General features: G+C 65.1%; 21 protein-coding genes and 2 pseudogenes. 10 read left to right on the top strand and 13 right to left on the bottom strand.

The features are described from left to right. The first annotated feature begins 7 nt into the window (after window positions 1-7). The 5 genes from PKKP23_RS04720 (at window position 8) to PKKP23_RS04700 (ending at window position 3,951) form a co-directional block, all read left to right on the top strand. Window positions 8-604 (top strand): globin family protein, encoded by a 597-nt coding sequence (locus PKKP23_RS04720; RefSeq protein WP_176048869.1) that lies wholly within the window; start codon window positions 8-10, stop codon window positions 602-604. Window positions 605-607: 3 nt separating this feature from the next. Then, window positions 608-1,594 carry an LLM class flavin-dependent oxidoreductase gene (locus PKKP23_RS04715; protein ID WP_126875987.1) on the top strand — a complete coding sequence of 329 codons (987 nt, stop codon included), beginning with the start codon at window positions 608-610 and terminating at the stop codon, window positions 1,592-1,594. A gap of 93 nt (window positions 1,595-1,687) precedes the next feature. Further along, window positions 1,688-2,362 (top strand): molybdate ABC transporter permease subunit, encoded by a 675-nt coding sequence (modB, locus tag PKKP23_RS04710; protein WP_126875986.1) that lies wholly within the window; start codon window positions 1,688-1,690, stop codon window positions 2,360-2,362. 16 nt (window positions 2,363-2,378) lie between these two features. Beyond that, entirely contained in the window at window positions 2,379-3,146 is a 768-nt protein-coding gene (gene modA / locus PKKP23_RS04705; protein WP_240658747.1) for a molybdate ABC transporter substrate-binding protein, read from the top strand. Between the two features lie 13 nt (window positions 3,147-3,159). Continuing rightward, complete coding sequence (locus PKKP23_RS04700; RefSeq protein WP_126875985.1) at window positions 3,160-3,951, top strand: ATP-binding cassette domain-containing protein; 792 nt, start codon at window positions 3,160-3,162, stop codon at window positions 3,949-3,951. Between the two features lie 75 nt (window positions 3,952-4,026). Here PKKP23_RS04700 and PKKP23_RS04695 read toward each other — a convergent pair whose 3' ends face one another. Further along, complete coding sequence (locus PKKP23_RS04695) at window positions 4,027-4,242, bottom strand: DUF3820 family protein (protein ID WP_026121182.1); 216 nt, start codon at window positions 4,240-4,242, stop codon at window positions 4,027-4,029. Beyond that, window positions 4,190-4,536, bottom strand: a pseudogene (locus PKKP23_RS04690) (carotenoid oxygenase family protein); the annotation flags it as partial. The gene PKKP23_RS04695 and the pseudogene PKKP23_RS04690, both read right to left, overlap by 53 nt. Before the next feature lie 54 nt (window positions 4,537-4,590). Here PKKP23_RS04690 and PKKP23_RS04685 point away from each other — a divergent pair. Together PKKP23_RS04685 and PKKP23_RS04680 are read left to right on the top strand one after the other, a co-directional pair. After that, window positions 4,591-4,962, top strand: a complete 372-nt coding sequence (locus tag PKKP23_RS04685; RefSeq protein ID WP_017773486.1) for a VOC family protein — start codon at window positions 4,591-4,593, stop codon at window positions 4,960-4,962. Between the two features lie 73 nt (window positions 4,963-5,035). Then, window positions 5,036-5,452 (top strand): annotated as a pseudogene (locus PKKP23_RS04680) (DDE-type integrase/transposase/recombinase); the annotation flags it as partial. A gap of 46 nt (window positions 5,453-5,498) precedes the next feature. On the opposite strand, the gene PKKP23_RS04675 reads toward PKKP23_RS04680, so the two are convergent. From PKKP23_RS04675 to PKKP23_RS04640, 8 genes are all read right to left on the bottom strand, one after another. Continuing rightward, a complete protein-coding gene (locus PKKP23_RS04675; protein ID WP_240658745.1) occupies window positions 5,499-7,850 on the bottom strand; it encodes a trimethylamine N-oxide demethylase in 2,352 nt (783 codons plus the stop codon). Between the two features lie 16 nt (window positions 7,851-7,866). Then, window positions 7,867-9,231, bottom strand: a complete 1,365-nt coding sequence (locus PKKP23_RS04670; protein WP_126875984.1) for an NAD(P)-binding domain-containing protein — start codon at window positions 9,229-9,231, stop codon at window positions 7,867-7,869. 24 nt (window positions 9,232-9,255) lie between these two features. Continuing rightward, on the bottom strand, window positions 9,256-10,158 hold the full coding sequence (gene folD / locus PKKP23_RS04665; RefSeq protein ID WP_126875983.1) for a bifunctional methylenetetrahydrofolate dehydrogenase/methenyltetrahydrofolate cyclohydrolase FolD: 903 nt from the start codon (window positions 10,156-10,158) through the stop codon (window positions 9,256-9,258). Continuing rightward, entirely contained in the window at window positions 10,155-11,012 is an 858-nt protein-coding gene (purU, locus tag PKKP23_RS04660) for a formyltetrahydrofolate deformylase (RefSeq protein ID WP_017773490.1), read from the bottom strand. Before purU ends, folD begins: the two co-directional genes overlap by 4 nt. Before the next feature lie 84 nt (window positions 11,013-11,096). Continuing rightward, on the bottom strand, window positions 11,097-12,227 hold the full coding sequence (locus PKKP23_RS04655; protein ID WP_126875981.1) for an aminomethyl transferase family protein: 1,131 nt from the start codon (window positions 12,225-12,227) through the stop codon (window positions 11,097-11,099). 49 nt (window positions 12,228-12,276) lie between these two features. Beyond that, complete coding sequence (locus tag PKKP23_RS04650) at window positions 12,277-13,287, bottom strand: heme-dependent oxidative N-demethylase family protein (RefSeq protein WP_126875980.1); 1,011 nt, start codon at window positions 13,285-13,287, stop codon at window positions 12,277-12,279. Between the two features lie 10 nt (window positions 13,288-13,297). Further along, window positions 13,298-14,233, bottom strand: a complete 936-nt coding sequence (locus PKKP23_RS04645) for a PDR/VanB family oxidoreductase (protein ID WP_126875979.1) — start codon at window positions 14,231-14,233, stop codon at window positions 13,298-13,300. Continuing rightward, window positions 14,230-14,817 (bottom strand): dimethylamine monooxygenase subunit DmmA family protein, encoded by a 588-nt coding sequence (locus PKKP23_RS04640; protein WP_126875978.1) that lies wholly within the window; start codon window positions 14,815-14,817, stop codon window positions 14,230-14,232. Before PKKP23_RS04640 ends, PKKP23_RS04645 begins: the two co-directional genes overlap by 4 nt. A 296-nt stretch (window positions 14,818-15,113) precedes the next feature. Between PKKP23_RS04640 and PKKP23_RS04635 the strand changes: the two genes are divergently transcribed. From PKKP23_RS04635 to PKKP23_RS04625, 3 genes are read left to right on the top strand one after another with little or no spacing between them, the layout of a single operon-like run. Next, entirely contained in the window at window positions 15,114-16,217 is a 1,104-nt protein-coding gene (locus tag PKKP23_RS04635; protein ID WP_205702994.1) for a sensor histidine kinase, read from the top strand. After that, window positions 16,217-16,888: a response regulator gene (locus PKKP23_RS04630; RefSeq protein ID WP_126875977.1), complete on the top strand. Its 672-nt coding sequence runs from the start codon at window positions 16,217-16,219 to the stop codon at window positions 16,886-16,888. Before PKKP23_RS04635 ends, PKKP23_RS04630 begins: the two co-directional genes overlap by 1 nt. After that, on the top strand, window positions 16,878-17,645 hold the full coding sequence (locus PKKP23_RS04625) for a PAS domain-containing protein (RefSeq protein ID WP_126875976.1): 768 nt from the start codon (window positions 16,878-16,880) through the stop codon (window positions 17,643-17,645). The genes PKKP23_RS04630 and PKKP23_RS04625 overlap by 11 nt, the downstream gene beginning before the upstream one ends. 108 nt (window positions 17,646-17,753) lie before the next feature. On the opposite strand, the gene PKKP23_RS04620 is transcribed toward PKKP23_RS04625, so the two are convergent. The 3 genes from PKKP23_RS04620 to PKKP23_RS04610 form a co-directional block, all read right to left on the bottom strand. Then, window positions 17,754-18,932: a porin gene (locus PKKP23_RS04620; protein ID WP_240658743.1), complete on the bottom strand. Its 1,179-nt coding sequence runs from the start codon at window positions 18,930-18,932 to the stop codon at window positions 17,754-17,756. A gap of 196 nt (window positions 18,933-19,128) precedes the next feature. Next, complete coding sequence (locus PKKP23_RS04615; protein WP_126875975.1) at window positions 19,129-20,817, bottom strand: APC family permease; 1,689 nt, start codon at window positions 20,815-20,817, stop codon at window positions 19,129-19,131. A 149-nt stretch (window positions 20,818-20,966) separates the two neighbouring features. Then, the gene (locus PKKP23_RS04610; protein WP_126875974.1) at window positions 20,967-22,658 is read right to left on the bottom strand and encodes an electron transfer flavoprotein-ubiquinone oxidoreductase; all 1,692 of its coding nucleotides are present in this window, start codon (window positions 22,656-22,658) and stop codon (window positions 20,967-20,969) included. Between the last annotated feature and the right edge of the window lie 9 nt (window positions 22,659-22,667).

Raw genomic sequence — 22,667 nt, 5'->3', positions numbered from 1 at the left:
CACGCTCATGAAACCCACTTCTGCGGCCACGCCGCGTGCGCGCTGGACACCGTGCACGCGCGCCTGCTACCGGACCTTGCGCTGGCCCGTTGCGCAATCGTCGCGCGATCACGCGTTGCACGGCGGGCACACCATTTGTCCGCCGATGCCGGCGCCGCCGCATCGTCTGCTCGCCATCTGCGAGGAAGCGGGTTTGCGCGAACTCGTGCGGCAGCACATGCACCGCCTCAGAACCACGCCGCTCTTCATTCATGCGGGCGACTGCTTCGACTGCGTGACCGAGCGTGTGGCCGACTATGTCGTGGAAGCGTGCGGCGGCCCGCTCTATTACAGCCAGCGTCATGCGCATTTGCAGGCGGGCGCGGGCCTGCCGCTATTGCTCGATGAAGAAGGGCGCGAGTTATGGCTCGTGCAGTTGTGGCATGCGTTCGACGACGTGGATTTTCCGGCTGCGCTGCGCGCCGACTTCTGGGGCTGGGCCGAGCCGCTTTCGGTTCATCTGCTCGCGCCGCGCGCGCGTCACGATGGGCTCACGCGCTATGCCTACGACACGGTGCGCAGCTGGTTTGCGACGCCTTGCCGAGACCTGAATCGCAGGACCTGAGCCATGTCGGATTTCCCACCACGATACGGCGTGTTTCTCAACGTCGAAAATCCCCACGGCGATGCGCGCGATGCCCTGCAGCAGACCGTTCGCACCGGCGTGGCGGCGGAGCAGATGGGCTTTCACGATGTGTGGGTGGCCGAGCATCACTACAGTCCGTTCGCGGTCGGCAGTGCGCTCACGGTGCTGCTTTCGCAGATTGCGGCGGGCACGTCGGCCATCCGGCTCGGCACGGGCGCATCATTGCTCGCCTTGAACGACCCGCTGCGCGTGGCGGAAGACATCGCCTCGCTCGATCTACTGAGCGGCGGGCGTATCGAGTTCGGCGTTGCGCGGGGTGGGCCGTTTCCTGCGCAGTATCGTCCGTCTGGAATTGCGTCCGGGGACGTTGCACGCGAGCGCATGCATGAGGCGCTCGCATTGATCGAACGGTTGTGGGCCGAACCCGAAACGCACTTCGAAGGGCGCTTCTTTCGCTACGAAAGCGTGGCGGTCTATCCACGTCCGTTGCAGCAGCCGGTGCCGGTGTGGCTGGCGAGCCTGAGCGGAGCGTCGCCGCAGATTGCCGCGGAACACGGCTATGGCCTGATGGCCGCACCTTCTGCGGATCTCGATCAGGTCGCAAAGCAGGTGGCGGCTGAGCGTGAGCGACGCGGCGCTTTTCCGTTCGCGATTGCGCGCTTCTTTCATTGCGACGAAGACGGGCGTCGCGCCGTGGAGCACGGCATTGAAGCCGTGCGCGCGTACCCGCGGCTGATGGGCGTGCATTTTCCGCCAGGCAAGCTGCCGCCGATGTTCGCGCCCGATGCGCCCAACGACGTGATTCTTGCGAACGCGATCATCGGCGACCCCGAGCAGTGCATTGCGCGTGTGAAGTCGATGAGCGAGCGGCTCGGTCCGCATCGGCTGCTGCTCAAGCCCGCGACACACGACGCGGCGAAGGCGCGCATGTCGCTCGCGCTGTTCGCGCGTGCGGCCGGGCTGGGCTGAACGTGATCGCGCGACACGACGATGGCCGCCGTGCATGGCTTGCATCTTGCACTGCCTCACGCATCGCCCGATTCTTCACACGGATTGTCGGAAATGTCGGATTCCCTACATTCGATGGACTGGTCGCCATTCTGGCTTTCGCTGCGCGTGGCGGGCATCGCGACGGTGCTCGCGCTCGTGGCGGGCATTGCGTTGGGCTGGCTGTTCGCGCGCCGGCGCTTTCCGGGCAGCGCGATGCTGGAGGCGGTCTTCATGCTGCCGCTCGTGTTGCCGCCCACGGTGATCGGCTACGGGTTGCTGGTCGCGGCTGGTCGGCGCAGCGTGGTGGGCGGCTGGCTGTATCGGCAGGTGGGCTACACGGTCGTCTTCAACTGGCACGGGGCCGTGCTCGCGTCGGCCATCGTCGCGTTGCCGCTCGTGCTGAAGTCCGCGAACGCTGCGTTCGCTGGTGTGGATCGCTCGCTCGAAGCCGCGGCGCGCACGCTGCGCCAGTCGCCTTGGTCCGTGTTTGTGCGCGTCACGCTGCCGCTCGCGTGGCCCGGCATCCTCGCCGGCACGCTGCTGGCCTTTGCGCGCGCCATGGGCGAGTTCGGCGCGACGCTGATGGTGGCCGGCGACATTCCCCACCAGACGCAAACGCTTTCCATGGCGATCTACGACGCCATGCAGGACGGCCGCGATCACGCTGCCTTGCTGCTGGTGTTTGTCACGTCGATGCTTTCTATCGCAGTGCTGGTGTTGTCCGGCCGCTTTCTCTCTCTTCGCTGACTTCTTGAGGTGATTTGTGAACCGTCTTCGCGCTGTTTTGTTCGCCATCCTGATTGCAGTGCTGTCTTGTGTCGCGCTGCCCTCTGCCGCGCTCGCGCAGCAGCTCACCGTTTCGGCTGCGGCCAGTCTGACCGAAGCGTTCAACGAGGTGGGCGCGAAATTCCAGGCGTTGCATCCGGACGTGACCGTGCGCTTCAATTTCGCGGCCTCCGGCGTGCTGCTTCAGCAGATTCGCGAGGGCGCGCCTGTCGATGTGTTTGCAAGCGCAGACGAGCAGACGGTGACGCGCGGCGTGCAAGCCGGCTTGTTCGATGCCTCCACGCGGCGCGACTTCGCCGCAAACGCACTCGTGCTGATCGTGCCTGCGGCGCAGGGCTCGCCCGTGAAGAGCGTGGCTGATCTTTCGAACCCGGCCGTGCGGCGCATCGCGATCGGCAAGACGTCGACGGTGCCGGTGGGCCGCTACACGCAACAGGCGCTTGAAAAAGCGATGCTCTGGAATGCGCTCGCACCGAAATTCGTGCAGGCCGACAGCGTGCGACAAGTGCTCGATTACGTCTCGCGCGGCGAAGCCGAAGCCGGCTTCGTCTATCGCACCGACGCCGTGCTGATGCCCGGCAAGGTGGAGATCGTGCAGACCGTGGGCGGGCACGACCCCGTGACGTATCCCGTGGTCGCCGTGAGCGCGAGCCACGAGCAGGCACTTGCGAAGGCGTTCATCGACTACCTGCTGAGTCCCGCCGCGCAGGACATCCTGAAGCGCCACGGCTTCTCGCAGCCGTGACTGCCTGCACGCGATGATCGATATCGATCTTGATGCCACCGTTTGCGACGGCGCACGGCGTTTCACGCTCGCCACGCGGTTCATCTCGGATGCGCAGGTGGTCGCGCTCTATGGCCCCTCGGGCGGTGGCAAGTCGATGACGCTGCAGGCCATGGCGGGGCTGCTGAAACCGCAGCATGGGCATGTGCGCATCGGCGCGCGCGTGCTGTTCGATTCGCGACAGGGCATCGACCTGCCGCCCGAGCAACGCAGCGTCGGCTATCTGTTTCAACACTACGCGCTGTTTCCGCACCTGAACGTGCGCGACAACATTGCGTTTGGCTTGACGACGTGGCAACGGCGCAGGCTTTCGCACGACGACGCCCGGCACGTGGACGAACTGCTGGAGACGTTCGGGCTCGCGGCACTGGCGTCGAGCCGTCCCGCCACGCTCTCGGGCGGGCAGCAGCAACGCGTCGCGCTGGCACGCGCACTGGCGTGCAGACCGCGTCTGTTGCTGCTCGACGAGCCGTTTGCAGCGCTGAACCCGCTGCTGCGTGACGAGTTGCGTGGGCAACTGGGCGACGTGTTCGCGCGCTGGCAGATGCCGGTGGTGATGATCACGCACGACATCGACGACGTGCTGGCCTTGGCCGACGTTGCGTTCATCGTGGAGAGCGGCCGCGTGATTCGCGAAGTGGATGTGCGAAGCGGCGAGTCGCGCGCCATGACGACGCGCGCGCTGCTGCCGGGGCGTGGCGCAGAACCGCTCGATGCGCGCGCACACCGCGTACGGGAACTGCTGCACGTGCACGCGGCGCGTTGAGCGGCGGGGAGCGCATCTGTCGAGAGCTTGCCGGATGCGTGATGAACGCCGACGGGCCGCATCGACGCGATTGCGCTATTCGCGCTTGCGCAGCGGATCGAGCAGGCCCCTCAGGCCGTTATGGTCCATCTCGTGCATCAGCGCGAGCAGCCGCCCGATCTCGCCGCGCGGGAACCCTTCGCGGGCCAGCCAGTTGAGGTAATGCCCGGGCAGGTCGGCAATGAGCCGACCTTTGTATTTACCAAAGGGCATGGCGAGGGTGACAAGGCGTTCGAGGTCGGGGGCTGGCATGGGCGGTATTGTGCACGGCTTTGCGTTTTGGCCGGGCAAGATCGCGCGCATCGAGCACGACAACGTCGCTGGTATCCGTCGCGTGGCGGTACACGCAACACAGCAACCATCCGTCGTCTTCCGCTGTCGCCCTGCGTCGCGGCACGAAAACCGGCTCGCTGTTCTGATCCCCCGGTGGCACCGCATACCGTGCAAGCGCACGGCTTTCCCAGTCGTACCGCCCGATTGCGCGCAGCTCGATGGGGGCGGCTGCCCGGCGGCATAGCGCTGTCGGCGACGTGTGGCAACATCGCGGTGAGCGCTTGATCGCGTCCGGCCTCGCGCAGGTCCCACACTCCAGGAGAACCCATGTTCGACCACGTCAAATTCGGCGTCAGCGACTATGCAGCCAGCAAAGCGTTCTTCCTCAAGGCACTCGAACCGCTCGGCGTAGCGGTTGTCGGGGAGGGGGTGCCGACGTACGGTGTCGAGCTGAGCCCGCCGGGCAAGGCGTCGTTGTGTCTGTACCAGACCGGGGAAAAGCCGGCGCATCTTCACCTGGCGTTCGTGGCCGAGACTCGCCAGCAAGTCGAAGATTTCTATCGCGCAGCGCTCGCCGCAGGCGGCAAAGACAATGGCGCACCGGGTCTGCGCCCGCACTACCATGCGAACTACTTTGCCGCGTTCGTCATTGGTCCGGACGGGCACAACATCGAAGTGGTTTGCCACAAAGCGGCCTGAGTTTTCGCACGGGCGGAGATCACTCCATCCGGCAATGTCAACGTGAAGGCCGCGCTGGGTAGAGTTGGGGGATGACATCGAGGAATTGCTGCTCGAGCGCGGCGTCGTGGTCAGCTACGAGTCGGTGCGCAACGGGTGCGACCGGTTCGGCGCGATGTATGCCTGCCAGGTGAAAGCGGCCCAGCCGCGGCCGGGCACGACGCGGCATCTCGATGAGCTGTTCGTCAAACTGCGCGGTAAGCCGTACGTGCTGCTGCAGAAGCGCCGCGACAAAACTGCGGCAAGGCGCTTCTTCGGAAAGAGGCTGCGCTGATACCCGGTGCCCCGGAAGATTGTCACCGACCGGCTGCACAGCTATCCGGCGGCAAGAGCCGAGGTGCCGCAGCTGGCCAGCGTGAAGCACGTCTTCGTGAAGGCCTCGGCGCGGGTCAATCACCGAGCGGAAAGCAGCCACCAGCCGACGCGCCGGCGTGAGCGTCAGATGCAGGGTTGCTCATGGTCGGCGTCGTCGACGCAATTGCAGCGCTAGCCGGCTGTCAGCTCCGCACGCGGGACTTCTCCGGATCGTAGAAAATCGGCGCCACGACCGTGGCGTCGATGCGCTTCTGCTGGCCGTCGAGTTTGCCGATCTGCACGACAGTGCCCGGTTCGGCGTAAGCCACGTCCAACCGGCAGAGCGCGACGTTGCGGCCCGTGGCCGGCGAGCGGGTCGCGCTTGTCACGACGCCTGTCTGGGCCCGTCCTGTGTGCACGCAATCACCATGCGCGGCGGGCTCGTTGCCGGCGAGTTCGAGCCCGACGAGCTTGCGTTGCGGATGCGCGCTACGGCGCAGCAGCGCTTCGCGCCCGATGAAATCGTCGCTCTTGGTTTTCAGCGGCACGCAAAAGCCTATGCCGGCTTCGAAAGGATCGATTTCATCGCTGAATTCGTGGCCTGAAAACGCGAGCCCGGCTTCCACGCGCAACATGTCGAGCGCATCGAAGCCGAGCGGTACGAGTCCGAACGGCTCTCCCGCCGACCACACGCTATCCCACACGGCTGCCGCATGATCGGGATGACACCAGATTTCGTAGCCAAGCTCGCCGGTGTAGCCCGTGCGGCTGACACAGACCGGCAGCCCGTCGTACCCGCCGATGCGGCCGACCAGAAAGCGGAACCAGCCAAGACCAGCAAGCGTAGGCTGGGTTCCCGGTGTCCAGACGATCTGTTGCAGGATCGCGCGGCTCTGCGGTCCCTGCACGGCGATGTTGTGAATCTGCGAAGAGGCCGATTTGACCCAGACCTTCATACCGAGTTTTTCGGCCTGTTCACGCAGCCAGATGCCGGCGTAATCCTCGCCGCAGATCCAGCGGAAGTTGTCCGGGCCGAAGCGCAGCAGCGTGCCGTCGTCGAGTATGCCGCCGTGCGGGTAGCACATGGCGGCATACACCACTTGCCCGACCGCGAGCCTGCGCACGTCGCGCGTGAGGCAATACTGGAGCAGCGCTTCGGCATCGGGCCCGAGGATGTCGAATTTGCGTAGCGCGGAGAGGTCCATGATCGCGGCACGTTCCCGGCAGCCGTAGTATTCGTCGATTGCGCCGTAGCCGTCGAACTGCGAGGGCAGCCACCAGCCGCGGTATTGCGTGAAGCGGCGCGTCAGCGCGGAAGTGCGCGGATGAAAGCCGGATTCCTGCGTGAGAACCGCCGGGGCGTCGGGCGTGGATCGGATGGCCATGGACACGGAAATGCGCTCCTTGCTCGAATAGGTGCGAACCTGGATATCGGTCGGATTCCAGCCGTTGGCCGGGTCGATGTCGTCGGGGCACGACGTGCTGACGCAGACGAGATCCCTTTGCGCGCGCAACAGCACGTAGTCGCCGGGCCGCGACCACGGTTCGTCGATCGTGATCTGCTGACGGGCGTCGATGCTCGTGTTGAAAAAGAAGTTGATGGCCGGCCAGCCGGGGCGCGCCGGTACGCCGAAATTCGCGAGGGCGGCACTGATGTTGTCGCTGCAATTCGGGTGACCGGGGTAGCCTTGCGACTCGTAATACCGCGCCGTGCAGGCGAGCGAGAACGAGTCATGCCGGCCTGCCGTATCGCGCACCACCTCCAGCATCGGTCGCATGTTGCGATCGTAGAAGCGGGAGAACAGGCCCGGTGCAGGCCAGGCGCTGCCGTTCAGGGTACGGGTGACGGTCGGGTCGAGATCGAGCACGTCGCCTTGCTCGAGCGCGGCGAGATCGAACGCGACGAAGTCTGCGCATTGCCGTCCTGCCACGTCGAGTATCTGCACGTACTCGCCGGCCTGCACGGTATAGGCCCGCGCCGTACCGGGGCGGATCAGGAAGTCGTCGAGCGCGTCGGCCAGCGGCACGCTCTCTTGCGGCTGGCGCACCAACGGGGGATGGGCTCGGCGCACGACGAGCCGAAGCTCCGTCGCCTGCTGTCCGATCTCGTCGGGCGTGCCCGGTCTGCCCGGCGCGGCCACGAACACGACCACGGGCTCGCTCGCCGTCATGGTGCAGGCATGACCGGCGGCCGTGCCGGGCGGCCACAGCAAGGCGGCCTGCGCTCGCCGGACATCGAGCCCACGGCGGGCGAGGATGGCCGATATCTTGACGTTGTGCTGCGTTGCCTGCCCGAGCGAACCGGCAATGAAGGTCGCGCGCGCGTCCGCCCGCAGGCCGAGGGCGGCCAGCGCGCAGCGGCCGTCTCCGGCATGCACGGCGAGCAGTTCCGCCGGCTGGAGCCCTTCGATGTCGATGACCTGCAACGTGTCGCCACGTTGCAGCTCGACGACGCTCAGGCCGCCGCCAGCCACGCGGTATCGTTCGCATCCGTCGTAATGGCCGGCGAGAGCCGGCTCGTGCGGGCGGGAGACGGAAGGTGCGCGAATCGTCATGAGCGGGATCCGCGTTTCAACCGGCTTTGGCGATGGGTGCCGGCTCGCCGAGGTAGGCCTCCATCGAGTCATCCAGCGCCTTGATCCACGGCGTGTGATGCGGCGGGGACTGGGTGCCGGTCATCAGCGAACGATACGACTTGTTGCGATAAGCCATGATGTTCTCGTGCTTGTCGTGCTTCCATTCGAGAAACGTGCGGTTGACGCCGGCAATGTCGAAGCTCGGGTAATCCGTCGCGTCGATCAGCTCCTGGATGTAGCTGCCCTGGAACTCGAACATCTCCTGATTCGTGACGAGCTTCTCTTCGCGGGCTCGCCACGCGAGATCTTCCGCGTGCATCGCTTCGCGCGAGGGCAGGGCAATCCGGCCGAGAATCACGTCGCGCACGTACCAGGCCTGGGCGTCGAACATGTTGAACGAGTACCAGAGGTCCTGCATTCCGAGATAGATCATCTGCGGGTTGGCTTCCCAGAACACGCCCTTGTAGAGGTTCAGCGGCCACAGGCGGTTGTTGGTGCGCAGGCGCAGGCTGTCCGGCAGGAACGGGAAATGATGCTTGTAGCCGGTGCAGAGAATGATCGCGTCGATCTTGCGCGTGGAGCCGTCCGCGAAGAAGGCTGTGTTGCCGTTCACGTACTTGAGCAGCGGCTTTTCTTCCCAGCTGGGCGGCCACTGGTAGCCCATCGGCTGGGTGCGGTAGCAGCTCGTGATGCTGCGGGCGCCGTATTTGTAGCATTGCGAACCGATATCTTCGGCAGAGTAGCTGCTGCCGATCAGCAGAATGTCCTTGCCGCGGAATTCCATCGCGTCGCGGAAATCGTGTGCGTGCAGGATGCGGCCTTTGAACGAATCGAAGCCGGGGAACGTCGGGGCGTCGGGAGTCGAGAAGTGTCCGCACGCGTTGACCACGTAATCGAAGGTCTCGCTGTACGTGACGTCCCGGTCGAAGTCGTGAACCGTGACGGTGAACTGGCGGGTCGCATCGTCGAAGCTTACGTTGCGCACGACCGTGTTGAAGCGGATGTGGGAACGCACCCCTGCTTTTTCGACGCGGCCCTTGATGTAGTCCCACAGGACTTCGCGCGGCGGGTACGAGGCAATGGGCTTGCCGAAGTGTTCCTCGAACGTGTAGTCGGCAAATTCCAGGCATTCCTTCGGACCGTTCGACCACAGGTAGCGGTACATGCTGCCGTGTACCGGCTCGCCGTGCTCGTCCGTGCCGGTGCGCCACGTGTAGTTCCACATGCCGCCCCAGTCGGCCTGCTTTTCGAAGCAGACGAGATCCGGAATTTCCGTGCCCTTCGCCGCGGCCGACTGGAATGCGCGAAGTTGCGCGAGACCGGAAGGACCGGCGCCGATGATTGCAACGCGTTTGTTCATAGTGTTCACCTTGCTGGAAAGAAATCAGGCAGTGATCAGGCTGCTCGCGGGAGCCTGCTGCCGCAGGCCATGCTGCGTGGCTGCGGCGGCAATCGTGTTTTTCATCAGGAAAGCAATGGTCATCGGCCCGACGCCGCCCGGCACGGGCGTGATCGCACTGGCGACGCGCGATACGCTGTCGTAGTCCACGTCGCCGACGAGTTTCGGTTTGCCGTCCACTTCGATGCGGTTGATGCCCACGTCGATGACGATTGCGCCTGGCTTGACCCAGTTCGCGTCGATCAGTTGCGGCTTGCCGACCGCGGCGATCACGATGTCGGCCTGCCGGCACAGTTGCGCCGCATTGACGCTGCGCGAATGCACGACGGTGAGCGAGCAGTTCGCCTGGAGCAGCAGTGTCGCCACGGGTTTGCCGACGATGTTCGAGCGGCCCACCACCACCGCGTGCTTGCCGCTCAGGTCTTGCGCGACCAGGCGCAGCAGATGCAGGCAGCCGCCCGGTGTGCAGGGCGCCAGACCCGGTTCGCCGAGCACGAGCCGACCGACGTTTTCGCGGTGGAACCCGTCCACGTCCTTGCCGGGGGCGATCGCGTCGATCACGGCGCTTTCGTTGAGCCCTGCGGGCAGCGGCATCTGCACGAGAATGCCGTGGACGGCGGGATCGGCGTTGAGCTTCGCGATCAGGCTGAGCAACGCGGGCTCGTCGGTGTTGGCCGGCAACCGGTATTCGAGCGATTCGATACCGGTTTCGCGAGCGCGCAGCACTTTGTTGCGCACGTAGACCTCGCTGGCCGGATCGTTGCCCACCAGCACGACGGCGAGGCGCGGCGTCACGCCCTGCGCGCGCAGACGCGATACGTCTGCGCGCAGCGCGTCGAGCAGACGTGCGGCCTCGGCCTTGCCGTCGATCACGTGTGCCGCGCTCATCGGAAGATCACCGTGCGGTGCTGGTTCAGGAATACGCGGTGCTCCGTGTGGTATTTCACGGCGCGCGAGAGGGCAACGGTTTCGGTGTCACGGCCGATCGCTACCAGATCGTCGGGCTTGAGCACGTGGTCCACGCGCTGCACTTCCTGTTCGATGATCGGCCCTTCGTCGAGATCGGACGTCACGTAGTGGGCCGTGGCGCCGATCAGCTTGACGCCGCGGTCGAACGCCTGGTGATACGGCCTCGCCCCCTTGAAGCCTGGCAGGAACGAGTGGTGAATGTTGATGGCGCGGCCGGCCAGCTTCGAGCAGAGATCGTTGGAGAGAATCTGCATGTAGCGGGCCAGCACGACCAGCTCCGTGCCGGTTTCCTCGACGATGTGCAGCAGATCGGCTTCCTGGCGGGCCTTCGTTTCCGGCGTGACGGGCAGATAGACGAAGCGGATGCCTTCGCGCTCCACCATCGGGCGCAGGTCCAGATGGTTGGAGACAACCGCGGTGATGCGTATGCGCAGTTCGCCCTTGTGCAGCCGATAAAGCAGGTCGGCGAGGCAATGGTCGAACTTGCTGACCATCAAGAGAACCTTCATGGGCTCCGAGGCATTCGTCAGTTTCCATTGCATCGAGAAATCGTTCGCAATGCTGGAGAATTCATGACGCACGCGATCGATGTCGCTCTTGGCGCCTTCGTTGAAGCGAAATACCGCCCGCATGAAAAACGTGCCGCTGGTCTCGTCGTCAAACTGGGCGAGTTCGCCGATATAGCAGTGCGACGCGGCAAGGTAAGAGGTGACCGCTGCCACGATGCCGGATGTGGCGGGGCAGCTCACCGTCAAAATGTAGTTCTGGCTCACGCTGAGTCCTTGAGTCCATGTGAAGGGAAAACCGGGCGGCGCGCGCGGCCTGGCCGGGCGCGTCTTTTGCACGCGGGCAATCGCCTAGCCGATCGCGGTGCGTTTCTTCTTTTCCGGATCGTCGAACGGCAGCGCCGCGGCGCGGGCCGTGGCTTCGATGCTGCCCCTCACCACGAGCGGCGTGCCCGGTACCGCCTGCGGGACGTCGAGCCGCGCGATCGCGAGAGAGCGCCCGGTCAGACGCGAGTACATCCCGCAGGTCACGACGCCGACCTGCCTGCCGTCGTGCCAGAGCGTGTCGCCTCCCGCGCTGGCTTTTTGCGAGTCGATCTCGATGCCGAAAATCCGGAAGCGCTCGCGCCCCTGGAGACGGAAGTGTTCGGTCGCGCCGCAGAATTCGGTCTTGCCCGGCGAAACAGTGAAGTCGAGGCCGAGTTCCCACAGCGTGTCGCCGGCCTTTTCGTCGGCGAAGGGATACATTTCCGAGTTGTCGTACGGATAGAACAGCAGGTAGCTTTCGACACGCAACCAGTCGAGTGCCGTGAACGCGCACGGGATGATGCCGAGCGGCTGGCCTTTTTCCAGGATGGTGTCCCAGATCAGCGGGGCATCCGCAGCCTTGCAGAAGATTTCGTAGCCGCGCTCGCCGGTATAGCCCGTGCGGGAGATCGTCACCGGCCGCCCGAACAGGCGGGTCTGCACGTGGTGGAAGTACGGCAGGTCGCGAATGCCGGGGACGTATTCGGCAAGGAAGTCGACTGCTGCCGGGCCTTGCAGCGACAGATCGTGCAGATCGTCGTCGAACAACACGGCAACCTGCCGTCCGTAAGCAGAACGGACGAGGCGTTCATAGCCCGTTCCCGAACCGTGCACGACCATGAACGCATTGGGACCCGTGCGATAGACGATGCAGTCGTCGATGAACCTGCCTTCCTCGTTGAGGATAGCGGCGTAGACCGACTTGCCCGGATAGAGCTTGCCGATGTCGCGCGTGGTCGCCCAGTCCAGCAGGCTTTGCGCGTGCGGGCCGACGTAGTGGACCTTCTTCAGGCCCGAGACGTCCATCAGTCCCGCGCGGGTGCGGATGGCCTCGTGGTGGTCGGCGAGATCGCTGGAGTAGGTCCACGCCGTTCCCATGCCGTTCCAGTCTTCGAGGTTCGAGCCGAGTGCGCGGTGACGGTCGGCGAGTGCGGAAATGCGCCAGGAAGTTGCCATGCTGAATGCTCCGACAAGAAGATGATGGGTTGAATGTCCTGCACGGTGCTTACCTGTCGAACTGGCTCAGCCAGTCCACCAACGTTGTGCGGTACCGCGATATGCCCTTGTATTCGGCGATCGGGTCGGGCAGGTCGCGCATCACGCGGTGCAGGCGGCGCGCCCACTCGGGGTTGGTCGCGAGGTCGGCCATGCTGCATAGAAAGGTGCGGATGCCGAACATCAGCGCATGGCTGCGCGGCAGGCGGGCCATGAACTGCAGCTCGACGCGCAGGTGCACGATGTCGCCTACGTTTTCCGGCGTGACGTGGCCGCGCTCGCTGCCCCACAGGTGCGAGGTTTCCGACGAGGTATCGAGGCGCGGATGGATGGTGAGCGTCCAGTTCAGCCGGCGCACCGGGCTGCCGGGCTGGATCGCGAGCAGGTATTTGAGCGCCCGCTCGAAGATGCCGGCCTGGTGCGCGAGCGGAACCGGCGAGTGCCACTGCCTGAAGCTCATGCCGGCATCGAACGCGAGCGACCAGTCCGCCGGGCCGGTAATCACGCCGGCATCCATGAACAGATCGCCGTCGCGCTGATCGAGCAGCGCCATGTCGCCCTGGGTCTGCCGCATGATGTATTCGAGCGGCGGGCAGGGCAGCGTCGCTGCGTCGCCGAACGTGAAGGTTTGCTGAATGTTCAGTGGACGGTTGGTCCAGTGCCAGCGGTCCCCGTCGCATTCGAGCGCGAACCACGCGGGGTAGTCGGCCGCGAGGTGATGCATGATCATGTCGAGCGCGTCCCACGAGGCCGTTTCCATATGCGGCATCACGATGCACCGGCGCGGGTCCTGTTCGAGCACGATGGCGCGTTCGGCCACTTCCGCGCGGTAGTGTTCGTCGATGTCGAAGTTATGCTCGAAGACCGAACCGGGGTTGCGCGAGACAGCCGGCTCGATGTTGACCGAGTACATGTAGTTGTCCTCGGGAAACGGGAAGGGAAAGCGGGCAATGGCCCGTTCGCTGTTGCGAAACGTGAAGTCGTCGCGATACGTTTCGACGGATTCGATGGGCAGGCTCATGGTTCGGCTCTCAGAGATCGAGTGTCAGGGTTCGGCCACACGCACGCGAGACGCAGGGCATCAGATGGGTCGCGCGTTCCTCTGTTGTGAGATACGCGTCGCGGTGCTCGACCTCGCCGTCGGTGTACCGTGTCGCGCACTGGCCGCATACGCCGCCGCGGCACAGGTTCGGAACATGGAGGCCGGCGCTTTCGAGCGCTTCGAGCAGGCTCTGGTCCGACGCGACGTCGATGCTGCGTGCGCTGCGCCCGAGTTGCGCGGTAAAGGGTGTGCCCGGGGCGGCGGCCACGAACGCTTCCCAGTGCACCCGGCTTTCGGGCCAGCCGAGCGCGCGTGCAGTGTTGCGCACGTCGGCCAGCAGGCGTTCGGGGCCGCAGACATAGACGTGCGCACCGAGCGGCCGGCCGGCGAGTACGCGCCGCGCGTCGAATACGCGCTCGCTGCCGTCGTAGCTGTGCAGGCGCGTGCCGAGTCGCGCCGACAGATCGGCGAGATAGGCATCGGTCAGGCCGGGGCGACAGGCGTAGTGCAGTTCAAAGTCGGCGCCGCTGCGTTCGAGTTCGGCAATGTGCGCGAGGAACGGCGTGATGCCGATTCCGCCTGCGACAAGAATGTGAGTCCGGCACGTCGCATTGAGCGCGAACAGATTGGCCGGCGCCGTCACGCGCAGCGTCATGCCGGCATGAATGCGTTCGTGCACGAAGGCGGAGCCGCCGCGCGAGCGTTCCTGCCGACGCACGGCAATGCGCCAGGTCCGGCGGTCCATCGGGTCGCCGAGCAGCGAGTAGGCATTGCGGATGGTGCGCGTGCCGTCGTTCATCCAGAGCTGGATGTGACTGCCCGCCGAGAAGGGCGGCAACCCGGCGTGGACCGGCTCGAGCGTCAGTTCGCGGATCACGGGTGTCAGCGAGCGGATCGCGCAGACGCGAACATCGAGCGTATTCATGGTTGGTTCTCCGCGTAGGGATGATCGGGATTTGCGCACGCGCCGAAGTACGCGCCGAGTGCCTGCGAAAAATGCTGGCGCACGGCGAGGCGCAGGCCGCAGCCGGCGCAGATCACTTCGTCGTTCGATGGATAGCCGTGCGTCTCGCCGCAGTGCACGCAATAGACGTTTCGAGACGCCCCATGCACCGATGCGCGCATCTCTTCCGCACGCATGCCGGCTGCGGCGGCGATCCGGCGCACGCGCCAGATGAAGGCTTCGGTACCGCACAGGTAAAGGCGCGTGCCGACCGAGGCGGCGGCCAGTGTCTGGCGAACGGCATCTTCGAGTTCGTCCTGCTGCCGGACGTATTGCGCCGTGACGCCGACCTGAGCGCCTGGTTTGCCTGGTTCGCCTGGTTCAGCGGATGCGCCCAGCACGAGCGCGCTCGCCTGCGCGTTGCCGGACAGTTGCGCAGCGAATGCCGCCTGCTCGCTCAACGCTTCAGCCTGCGCCACCAGCAGATGGGCTGTTCCCGATGCATCGAGCTGCAAGGCGGCATAGCGCGGAACGCTATGCGGATGATCCAGAGGGCTGATCGACATGACATGTCTCGCAAGGGTGGATGCCGCGCGCCGCGGTGCACGCGTGGCCGGCCAGGTTCAAAAAAAGTGCATCGCCTGTCCCATGAACGAGCACGCGTATTCATTCGTGGGCGCTCTGCGGACGGCCTGCTGAGCGCACGTGCTCATTTCTTGTTGGGAAACATGGTTTCTCGACAGTAATCAGCCATCAATCCGGAAGACGAGGTATCCAGAAAGAGGTAAATGTCCGTCGCAAGCGGACAAAGGCGCGAAACTTGCTTGATGCAGCCGTTTTTTCAATCCGAAGCGGATGCCCTGTGATCGCGGATGCCAGTCTGGTCGGTGATGCTTGTCCGGCTGCCGGAAACACGCCGGTAGCGGCGCGTTTCCGTGACGTATTGCTGGCGTGCCTCGCGGAGTTGTTGAGCGATTCCGGACAGGCCACGGCGTTGCAGGTTCTGGCTTGTGGTTTGAGGAACGTCTTGCCGGGAAGCCGTATCGAGCTGGCGGGAAGCGGACGCGATCGCCATGAATCGACGCAGGATGCGGCGGCGTGCTGCACGCAGGGGGCGCACTGCCAGTTCAGCAAGGCCGCGCGCGCGCCAGCCGGATGGTGTCCCGATTGCAGCCCGTCGACCGGTTTCATGAGGGCCGTACGTAAGCTCGCCGATGTCGTGCTGGTGCTGGACGTGCCGGCTCCTGCCGAGCCCGGGGTGCTGGACGATATCGATCGCGTCGTGAACATGGTCGAGCGTGCGCTCGAACTCGCGGCAGGCAGGACGGCGGGCACAGTGGGCACAGCAGGCCGCGGTGTCGGCGAGGCGGAGGCGTTGACGCGCGAACTGCACGATTCGGTTGCGCAGCAGCTCGGCTTCCTGTCGCTGCTGGTGGCCCGCCTGCCGCAACAGGGCGCGCGCCACGATCCGCTTCTGGTGGAGATTCGCGCGCTCACGACGCGGCTGCAACGCCAGGTACGCGAACTCATCACGAGCGCGAGACTGACGCTCGACGGACGTTCTCTCCAGCAGGCGCTGGCCGATTCGATCGTGGAGTTTTCGCGCCGGTGCGGCGTGGTGCTGGAACTGGACAATCGCCTGCCGCATCTGCGTCTCGAACCTGGGGTCGAACTGCACATCCTGCAGATCGTCCGCGAGGCGTTGTCCAATGTCGTTCGCCATGCTCAGGCCAATCATGCGTGGGTCGTGCTGCGCGACGGTGAGGGAGGGTTCCACGTGTCCGTGATGGACGACGGCGTCGGCCTCGGCTGTGCCTCGGTTGCAGAGAATCACTATGGGCTGACCATCCTGCGCGAACGCGCACAGGCGATCGGCGCCACGCTCGAGTTCGGCAGCGGCACGGACGGAGGAACCTGCGTGAATCTGTTCGTGCCCGGCAGCTTGTCTGCGAAGGAGGTTCGTTGATGAGCCCGACGACCATGCTGCTGATCGACGATCACCCGCTGTTTCGTCGAGGGCTGGCGGAATTCTTCAATTCGACCGGCGAGTTCCGCGTCGTGGGCGACGCATCGAGCGGGCGTCAGGGCGTCTCGCTGGCATGCGAGCTGAGGCCCGCGCTGGTGCTGATCGATCTGCACATGCCGGGCCTGAACGGGTTGCAGGTGCTCGACGAGTTGCAGCAACTGGAACTGGATTGCGTGAAGGTGCTGTTGAGCGCGGAGATGAGCCGGGACGAACTGATCGGCGCCATTCGCCTCGGGGCGAACGGCTACATGCTGAAGGAGTCGGAGCCCGAGGCGCTGCTCGCGTACGTGCGCAGTTGCATGCAGGGCGTGGTGGTGTTCGACGACGAGCTGGTGCGTCTGCTCGCGCAGACGCGCGCAGCGGGCGACGACGCGGAGCCGCTCCGGGTGTCGGACCTGACCGGCCGTGAAGGACAGACGCTCGCGCTGATCGCAGAGGGCATGAGCAACAAGCAGATCGCGCGCGAACTGGGTATTAGCGAGGGAACAGTGAAGGTGTACGTGAAAAACCTGCTGCGCAAGCTGGGTGTGAGAAGCCGGCTCGAACTTGCTGCATCGGTGCATCGAAGCGGGATGGGGCCGCAGTTGGGGAAGAGTGGCGATGAGTCGTGAGAGCGAAATCATGGAACGCCTGCGCGGCGAGAGACTCGATGCGGACGTGTTTCCGGTCTCGCTGATCCGCGTGTCGGCTGAGGGCCGGATTGAGGGCTGCAATCCGGCATGGGTGGAAGCGATAGAGGCACCGGCCGCGGATACGCTGATGACCGATTACGTTCATCCGGAAGACCGGTGCGTCTGGTGCGCCATGCTGCAGCGTTCGAAGGCCGGCGTCGCCGGCACGGCACGGGAGCGGCTGAGACTGGTTCATCCGGACGGCGGGCTGCTGTGGTACGACGTTTCCGTGCGTGTGGCCGATGACCGTTTCTTCGTCGCGCTGTCGGACATTACCGCGGACCGGCGGCGCGAGACGTCGGCGCAGGCGCATCTGCGTAGCGCGCTGGGCCTGCTCGACAACATTCCGGGAATGGTCTATCGCGGCCGCAACAACCGGCTCTGGACAATGGAGTTCGTCAGCGCGGGCTGCGAGAACGTGACCGGCTATTCCCGTCAGTGGTTTCTCGACAGCCAGGAACATACCTTCGGCAAGCTGATCGTGCCCGACGACGCCGACTACGTGTGGGGCAGCGTGCAGGAAGCGCTGGCGGTGCGAGGCGTGTTCGAACTGCGCTATCGCATCTGCTGCGCAGATGGACAGATCAAGCGCGTGTGGGAAACCGGCGTCGGCATTTATTCGGCGAGCGGCGAAGTGCTGGGCGTGGAGGGCGTGATCTTCGAGGTGCGGCCGGGCTATCGCGATAGCACGTGCTGAGTCCGGATAGCGAAAGCCCGGCCAGGCGGCCGGGCTTTGCCTTTCTCGGGGCGGCAGGCATGGACACCCGACGCCCCGTGAGCGGACGCAGCGGTATCGCCGGACTTTTCAGAACCGGTGCAGGATGCCGAGGTTGGCGATGACCTGCGCGCCGTTGCTCGACGTGTAGTACATGTCGCCGGCCGATGCGAGCGCGCCGCTCGCGTGCTGGTACGCGCCCACCGCATAGAGCGTCGTGCGCTTCGACAGGGCGTACTGCGCGCCCGCCGAAATCTGATGGATCGAGGCCGCTGTCGCGGATGGATCGACGCCTTGCACGGCCGCCGGCGCGCTGCCGTGCACGTAGGCATAGCCGAGCCCGAGCGTCCACGCCTGCGTCGCCTGGTACTGGAACAGCGCGGCGCCCACGTTGAAGTGCACCGACGGCGCACCGTTTGCGCCGTGATACTGCGCGTTGCTGTAGCGCACGCTGACGGTGTACGGGCCCGTCGCGTACTGCACGGCGGCCTGCGCGATGCCGGCCGAGCGATACGAGGCCGGATCGTAACCGAGCGCGCCGCCGAGCAGCGGCTGGGCGGTGGCGCTCGACCAGTTGCCGGTCAGTTGGTTGTAGCTCGCGCGAAAGTAGCCGGCCGCCACGGTCAGGCCGCCGGTGGTGCCGGTCGCCGCGACCGACCACGACTGGCCCGCGCCCGTCGCGCCCGCCACGCCGCCGAACGCGTATTCGCCTTCCATCTGCAGCCCGGCGAACACCGGCGACACGTACTTCACCGCGTTGTTGACCACCGTGCCGTCGTCGTTGTTGTCGACGTCGCCCGGCGTCGCGAATGCCGACGCGCCCCACATGTCGCCGGTCAAGGGCTGCACCATGTCGGTCACGGCGTCGTACTGGCGGCCGAAGGTCAGCGTGCCGAAACGCTCCGACGACAGGCCGACGAACGCATCGCGGCTGAAGAGCGAGGCGGCGGGCTGCTGGCCGCTGACCGAACCGTTGGTCGTGTTGAAGCCGCTTTCGAGCTGGAACAGCGCGGCGAGGCCTCCGCCGAGATCTTCCTTGCCCTTGAGACCCCAGAGGCTGACGCCGACCGCGCTGTTGTCGAGCCCGTAGCGGCGCTGCGCGCCCGCGGCGCCGGGACCGCCGGCGTTGCTCACGTATTCGAGCGATTCGTCGATGACGCCGTACAGCGTGACGCTGCTTTGCGCATGAGCGACGCCGCTGGCGGCGAGCATGGCGGCGCTCATGGCGAACATGGTCAACGACAGCGAGGGCAGGGCAATGTATTTCACCTGGTTCTCCGAAAAATAGAGTGAATGGTTGATCGTGTAGCGTGACGGGCGTGCGCCAGCCGCCGGCTCCGCGCGCATCGGCGGGGCTGGCGGTTGATACGCATTCCTGTGGGTTGTTCCCCGAGACGGGTCGGGGCGAATAACGGCGTGAACTACGGAGTCACTACGGGGTGAATCGAAGCGGGCGAGCCCGGCGTCAGGGGGCAAGCAGGTGGGTCACGACGACCACGGCGACGCCGAGCGCCAGCACTGCGTAAGGCAGGTAGCCCGCCTTGCGCGAGGGCTGGCTGCGGGACAGCTCCATGTCCTCCAGCATCTGGTCGGGAAAGCGCCCTTTGTCGGTCACGTAGTGGCGCCAGACGAAGACGGGAATGATCAGTGCGGCGAAGACCAGTCCGGAGACGAGCGTTCCTTTGCCCCACACGTCCGCACCGAACCCCATCAGCGCAAGGTTGACGAAGGACAGCAGCGTGCCCGCCGCGATCAGCCAGGTCGGCGCGCGGAACGGCCGGCTCCAGGACGCGCGGTCGATGCGGTGAATCCACGCCGAGTTCAGGTTCAGGAAGTTGAAGATGATGTAGCCCACGTTCGACATCGCGAGCACGACCGTGTAGTCCGACATCATCAGCAGGAACAGGTTGAACACGAGGTCCGTCCACATCGCGCGGGTCGGTGCGCCGTTTTCGTTGACGTGCGAAAGATATTTCGGCAGCCAGCCGTCCACCGAGGCCTGGTACAGCGTGCGCGACGAACCGGCCATCGAGGTCATGATGGCGAGCACGAGTGCGAAGACGAGCATGGGCTTGAGAATGTATTCGCCCCACGAGCCGACGTGCGTGATCTTTGCCATGGCCTCGGCAACGCCCATGCCGCTGTAGATGCCCGGCGACAGCACGCCGTCGTAGACGGCCGCCTGCGTGACGTTGCCGGCGGCATCCCGTACTTCCGGCGTGACGAGCTGGCCGAGACCCAGCGCGCCCTGGAAGGCGAGCGGCACCATCGTGAAGAACACGATGCACAGCAGGCCGGAGTAGAGAATCGCCTTGACGGTGTCGCGGCGCGGGTCGCGGAATTCGCGCGTGTAGCAGACGGCCGTTTCGAAGCCGTACGTGGACCATGCGGCGATGAAGAGCCCGCCCGCCATCAGCTGCAACCCACCCGCGTTCCACGTGCCGTCGATGACGCGCCCGGCTGCATCCTTCGCGAGCGGATAGAGCGGCAGCAGATGATCTTTCGGCAGATCGCCGCTCAGGATCGGATAGACGCCTACGATCAAGAGCGGAAGCAGCGCGGCGATGGCGAGGATCATCTGGAGCTTCGCGGCCTGCAGAATGCCGCGGTGCTGAATGGCGAACGCCGCAAGCAGAATGACGGCGCCGATGAGGAAGGTCGCGTTGATACGCAGCGTCAGGCCGCTCGCGAGCCAGCCGAGATCGAGCAGGGTGATCTGCCAGGTGTTGATGGCGGCCGTGGCCGGGAACAGCATGTTCAGCACGTAGCCTGCGCCCATGCCGGAGCCGATGGCCAGCACCGGCGACCATGCGAACCAGTTGCACCAGACCGAGAGCGGTGCGAGCAGCTTGCTGTAGCGGACCCAGGCGATGGCGCCGTAGACGGAGGCGCCGCCCGACTTGTGCGGAAAGAGCCCCGCGATTTCTGCATAAGAGAAGGCCTGGATGAAGCCGAATCCGATCGAGAGCATCCAGACGATCCACGACGGCTTGCCGACAGTCGCCGCGATCGAACCGATCGAGAAAAGTACGAGCGCAGGAACACCGCTCGCTACCCAGAAGGCGCCTGCCCAACCTATCTTTCGATGCAGGCCCGAAATTTCAGTCTGGAGTCCAGATAGATTCGTCTGCGCCCCATCGTTGATTGAACTCATGTAGTGTCTCCGACGATATGCAAACTAGCTTGCACACGTTGAAGATCGTCAACCAATAAATCGAAATCAACCTTCACGAAGATATACCCCTAACGGAGTAGCGGTACATCTGCTATGCGGGGCATTGAACCGGGCATTCGGCGGGGCGGTCACATCCCGGCGTAATTGGGCCCGCCGCCGCCTTCCGGGGCCACCCAGACGATGTTCTGTGTCGGATCCTTGATGTCGCAGGTCTTGCAGTGCAGGCAGTTCTGCGCGTTGATTTGCAGCCTGTGGGTGCCGTCGTCGTTCTTCACGAACTCATACACCGCCGCCGGGCAGAAACGCGCCTCCGGCCCCGCGTAGGTGCGCAGGTTCACGTCGACAGGAACCTGAGCGTCCTTCAGCGTCAAATGCGCGGGCTGATTCTCTTCGTGGTTCGTATTGGAAATGAACACGGAAGAAAGCCGGTCGAAAGCGAGCGCGCCGTCCGGTTTCGGATACTCGATCGGCTTGCATTGCGATGCGGGCTTCAGCGTTTCGTGATCCGCGTGCCGGTGATGCAGCGTCCACGGCACGTTGCCGCCCATGATCTTCTGCTCGATGCCGACCATCAGCGTGCCGAGATACAGTCCCTTCGACATCCACTGCTTGAAGTTGCGCGCACGGTGCAACTCCGTGTAAAGCCACGACTGCTCGAATGCCTGCGTGTACGCGCTGAGTTCGTCGGCGCGGCGGCCGGCTTGCACGGCGTCAAACGCCGCTTCGGCAGCAAGCATTCCGGTCTTGATGGCTGCGTGGCTGCCTTTGATGCGCGCGGCGTTCAGGAAGCCCGCGTCGTCGCCGATCAGCGCGCCGCCCGGAAACACCGTTTTCGGCAGCGACATGAGTCCGCCCGCCGTCATGGCGCGCGCGCCGTACGAGAGGCGCTTGCCGCCTTCGAGAAACGCGCGGATCGACGGATGTGTCTTGTAGCGCTGAAATTCCTCGAACGGCGACAGGTACGGGTTCGTGTAACCGAGACCCACCACGAAGCCGACCACGACCTGGTTGCCGTCCAGGTGGTACAGGAACGAGCCGCCGTACGTGTCGGCCTTCAGCGGCCAGCCGGCCGTGTGAATCACGAGCCCCGGCTGGTGCTTCGCGGGATCGATTTCCCACAGTTCCTTGATGCCGATTCCGTACGCCTGTGGGTCGCGGCCCGCGTCCAGCCTGAACTTCGCAATCAGCTGGCGCCCGAGGTGGCCCCGGCAGCCTTCGGCGAACAGCGTGTACTTCGCGTGCAGTTCCATGCCGGCCTGGAAATTTTCGGTTGGCTGGCCGTCCTTGCCCACGCCCATGTTGCCCGTCGCGACGCCTTTCACCGAACCGTCGGCGTGGTACAGCACTTCCGCCGCCGGGAAACCCGCAAAGATTTCGACGCCCAGCGCTTCGGCCTGCTGGCCGAGCCAGCGCGTGACGTTGCCGAGGCTCACCACGTAGTTGCCATGGTTGCGGAAGTTGGCGGGCAACGCCCAGTGCGGCGTCTGTCGCGCGCGCGTTTCGGACAGGAACAGGAAGCGGTCTTCGGTGACCTCGACGGTAAGCGGCGCGCCGCGTTCCTTCCAGTCGGGAATCAGTTCGGTGAGCGCGCGCGGGTCCATCACGGCGCCGGAAAGAATGTGCGCGCCGATTTCCGAACCCTTTTCGAGCACACACACGCTTATCGCGGCGTCCGTGCGGGCGGCGAGTTGCTTGAGCCTGATCGCCGCGGAGAGCCCGGCGGGCCCGCCGCCGACAATCACCACGTCGTATTCCATCGAATCGCGCGAAACGTGCGAAATGTACGATTCGCCGGGTTCGATCAGCGAGGCATGAGACATGAGCGGATG

The sequence above is a fragment of the Paraburkholderia kururiensis JCM 10599 = LMG 19447 genome, assembly GCF_003986935.1.
Taxonomy (GTDB): domain Bacteria; phylum Pseudomonadota; class Gammaproteobacteria; order Burkholderiales; family Burkholderiaceae; genus Paraburkholderia; species Paraburkholderia kururiensis.
This window is presented reverse-complemented; position numbering and strand designations above follow the sequence as displayed.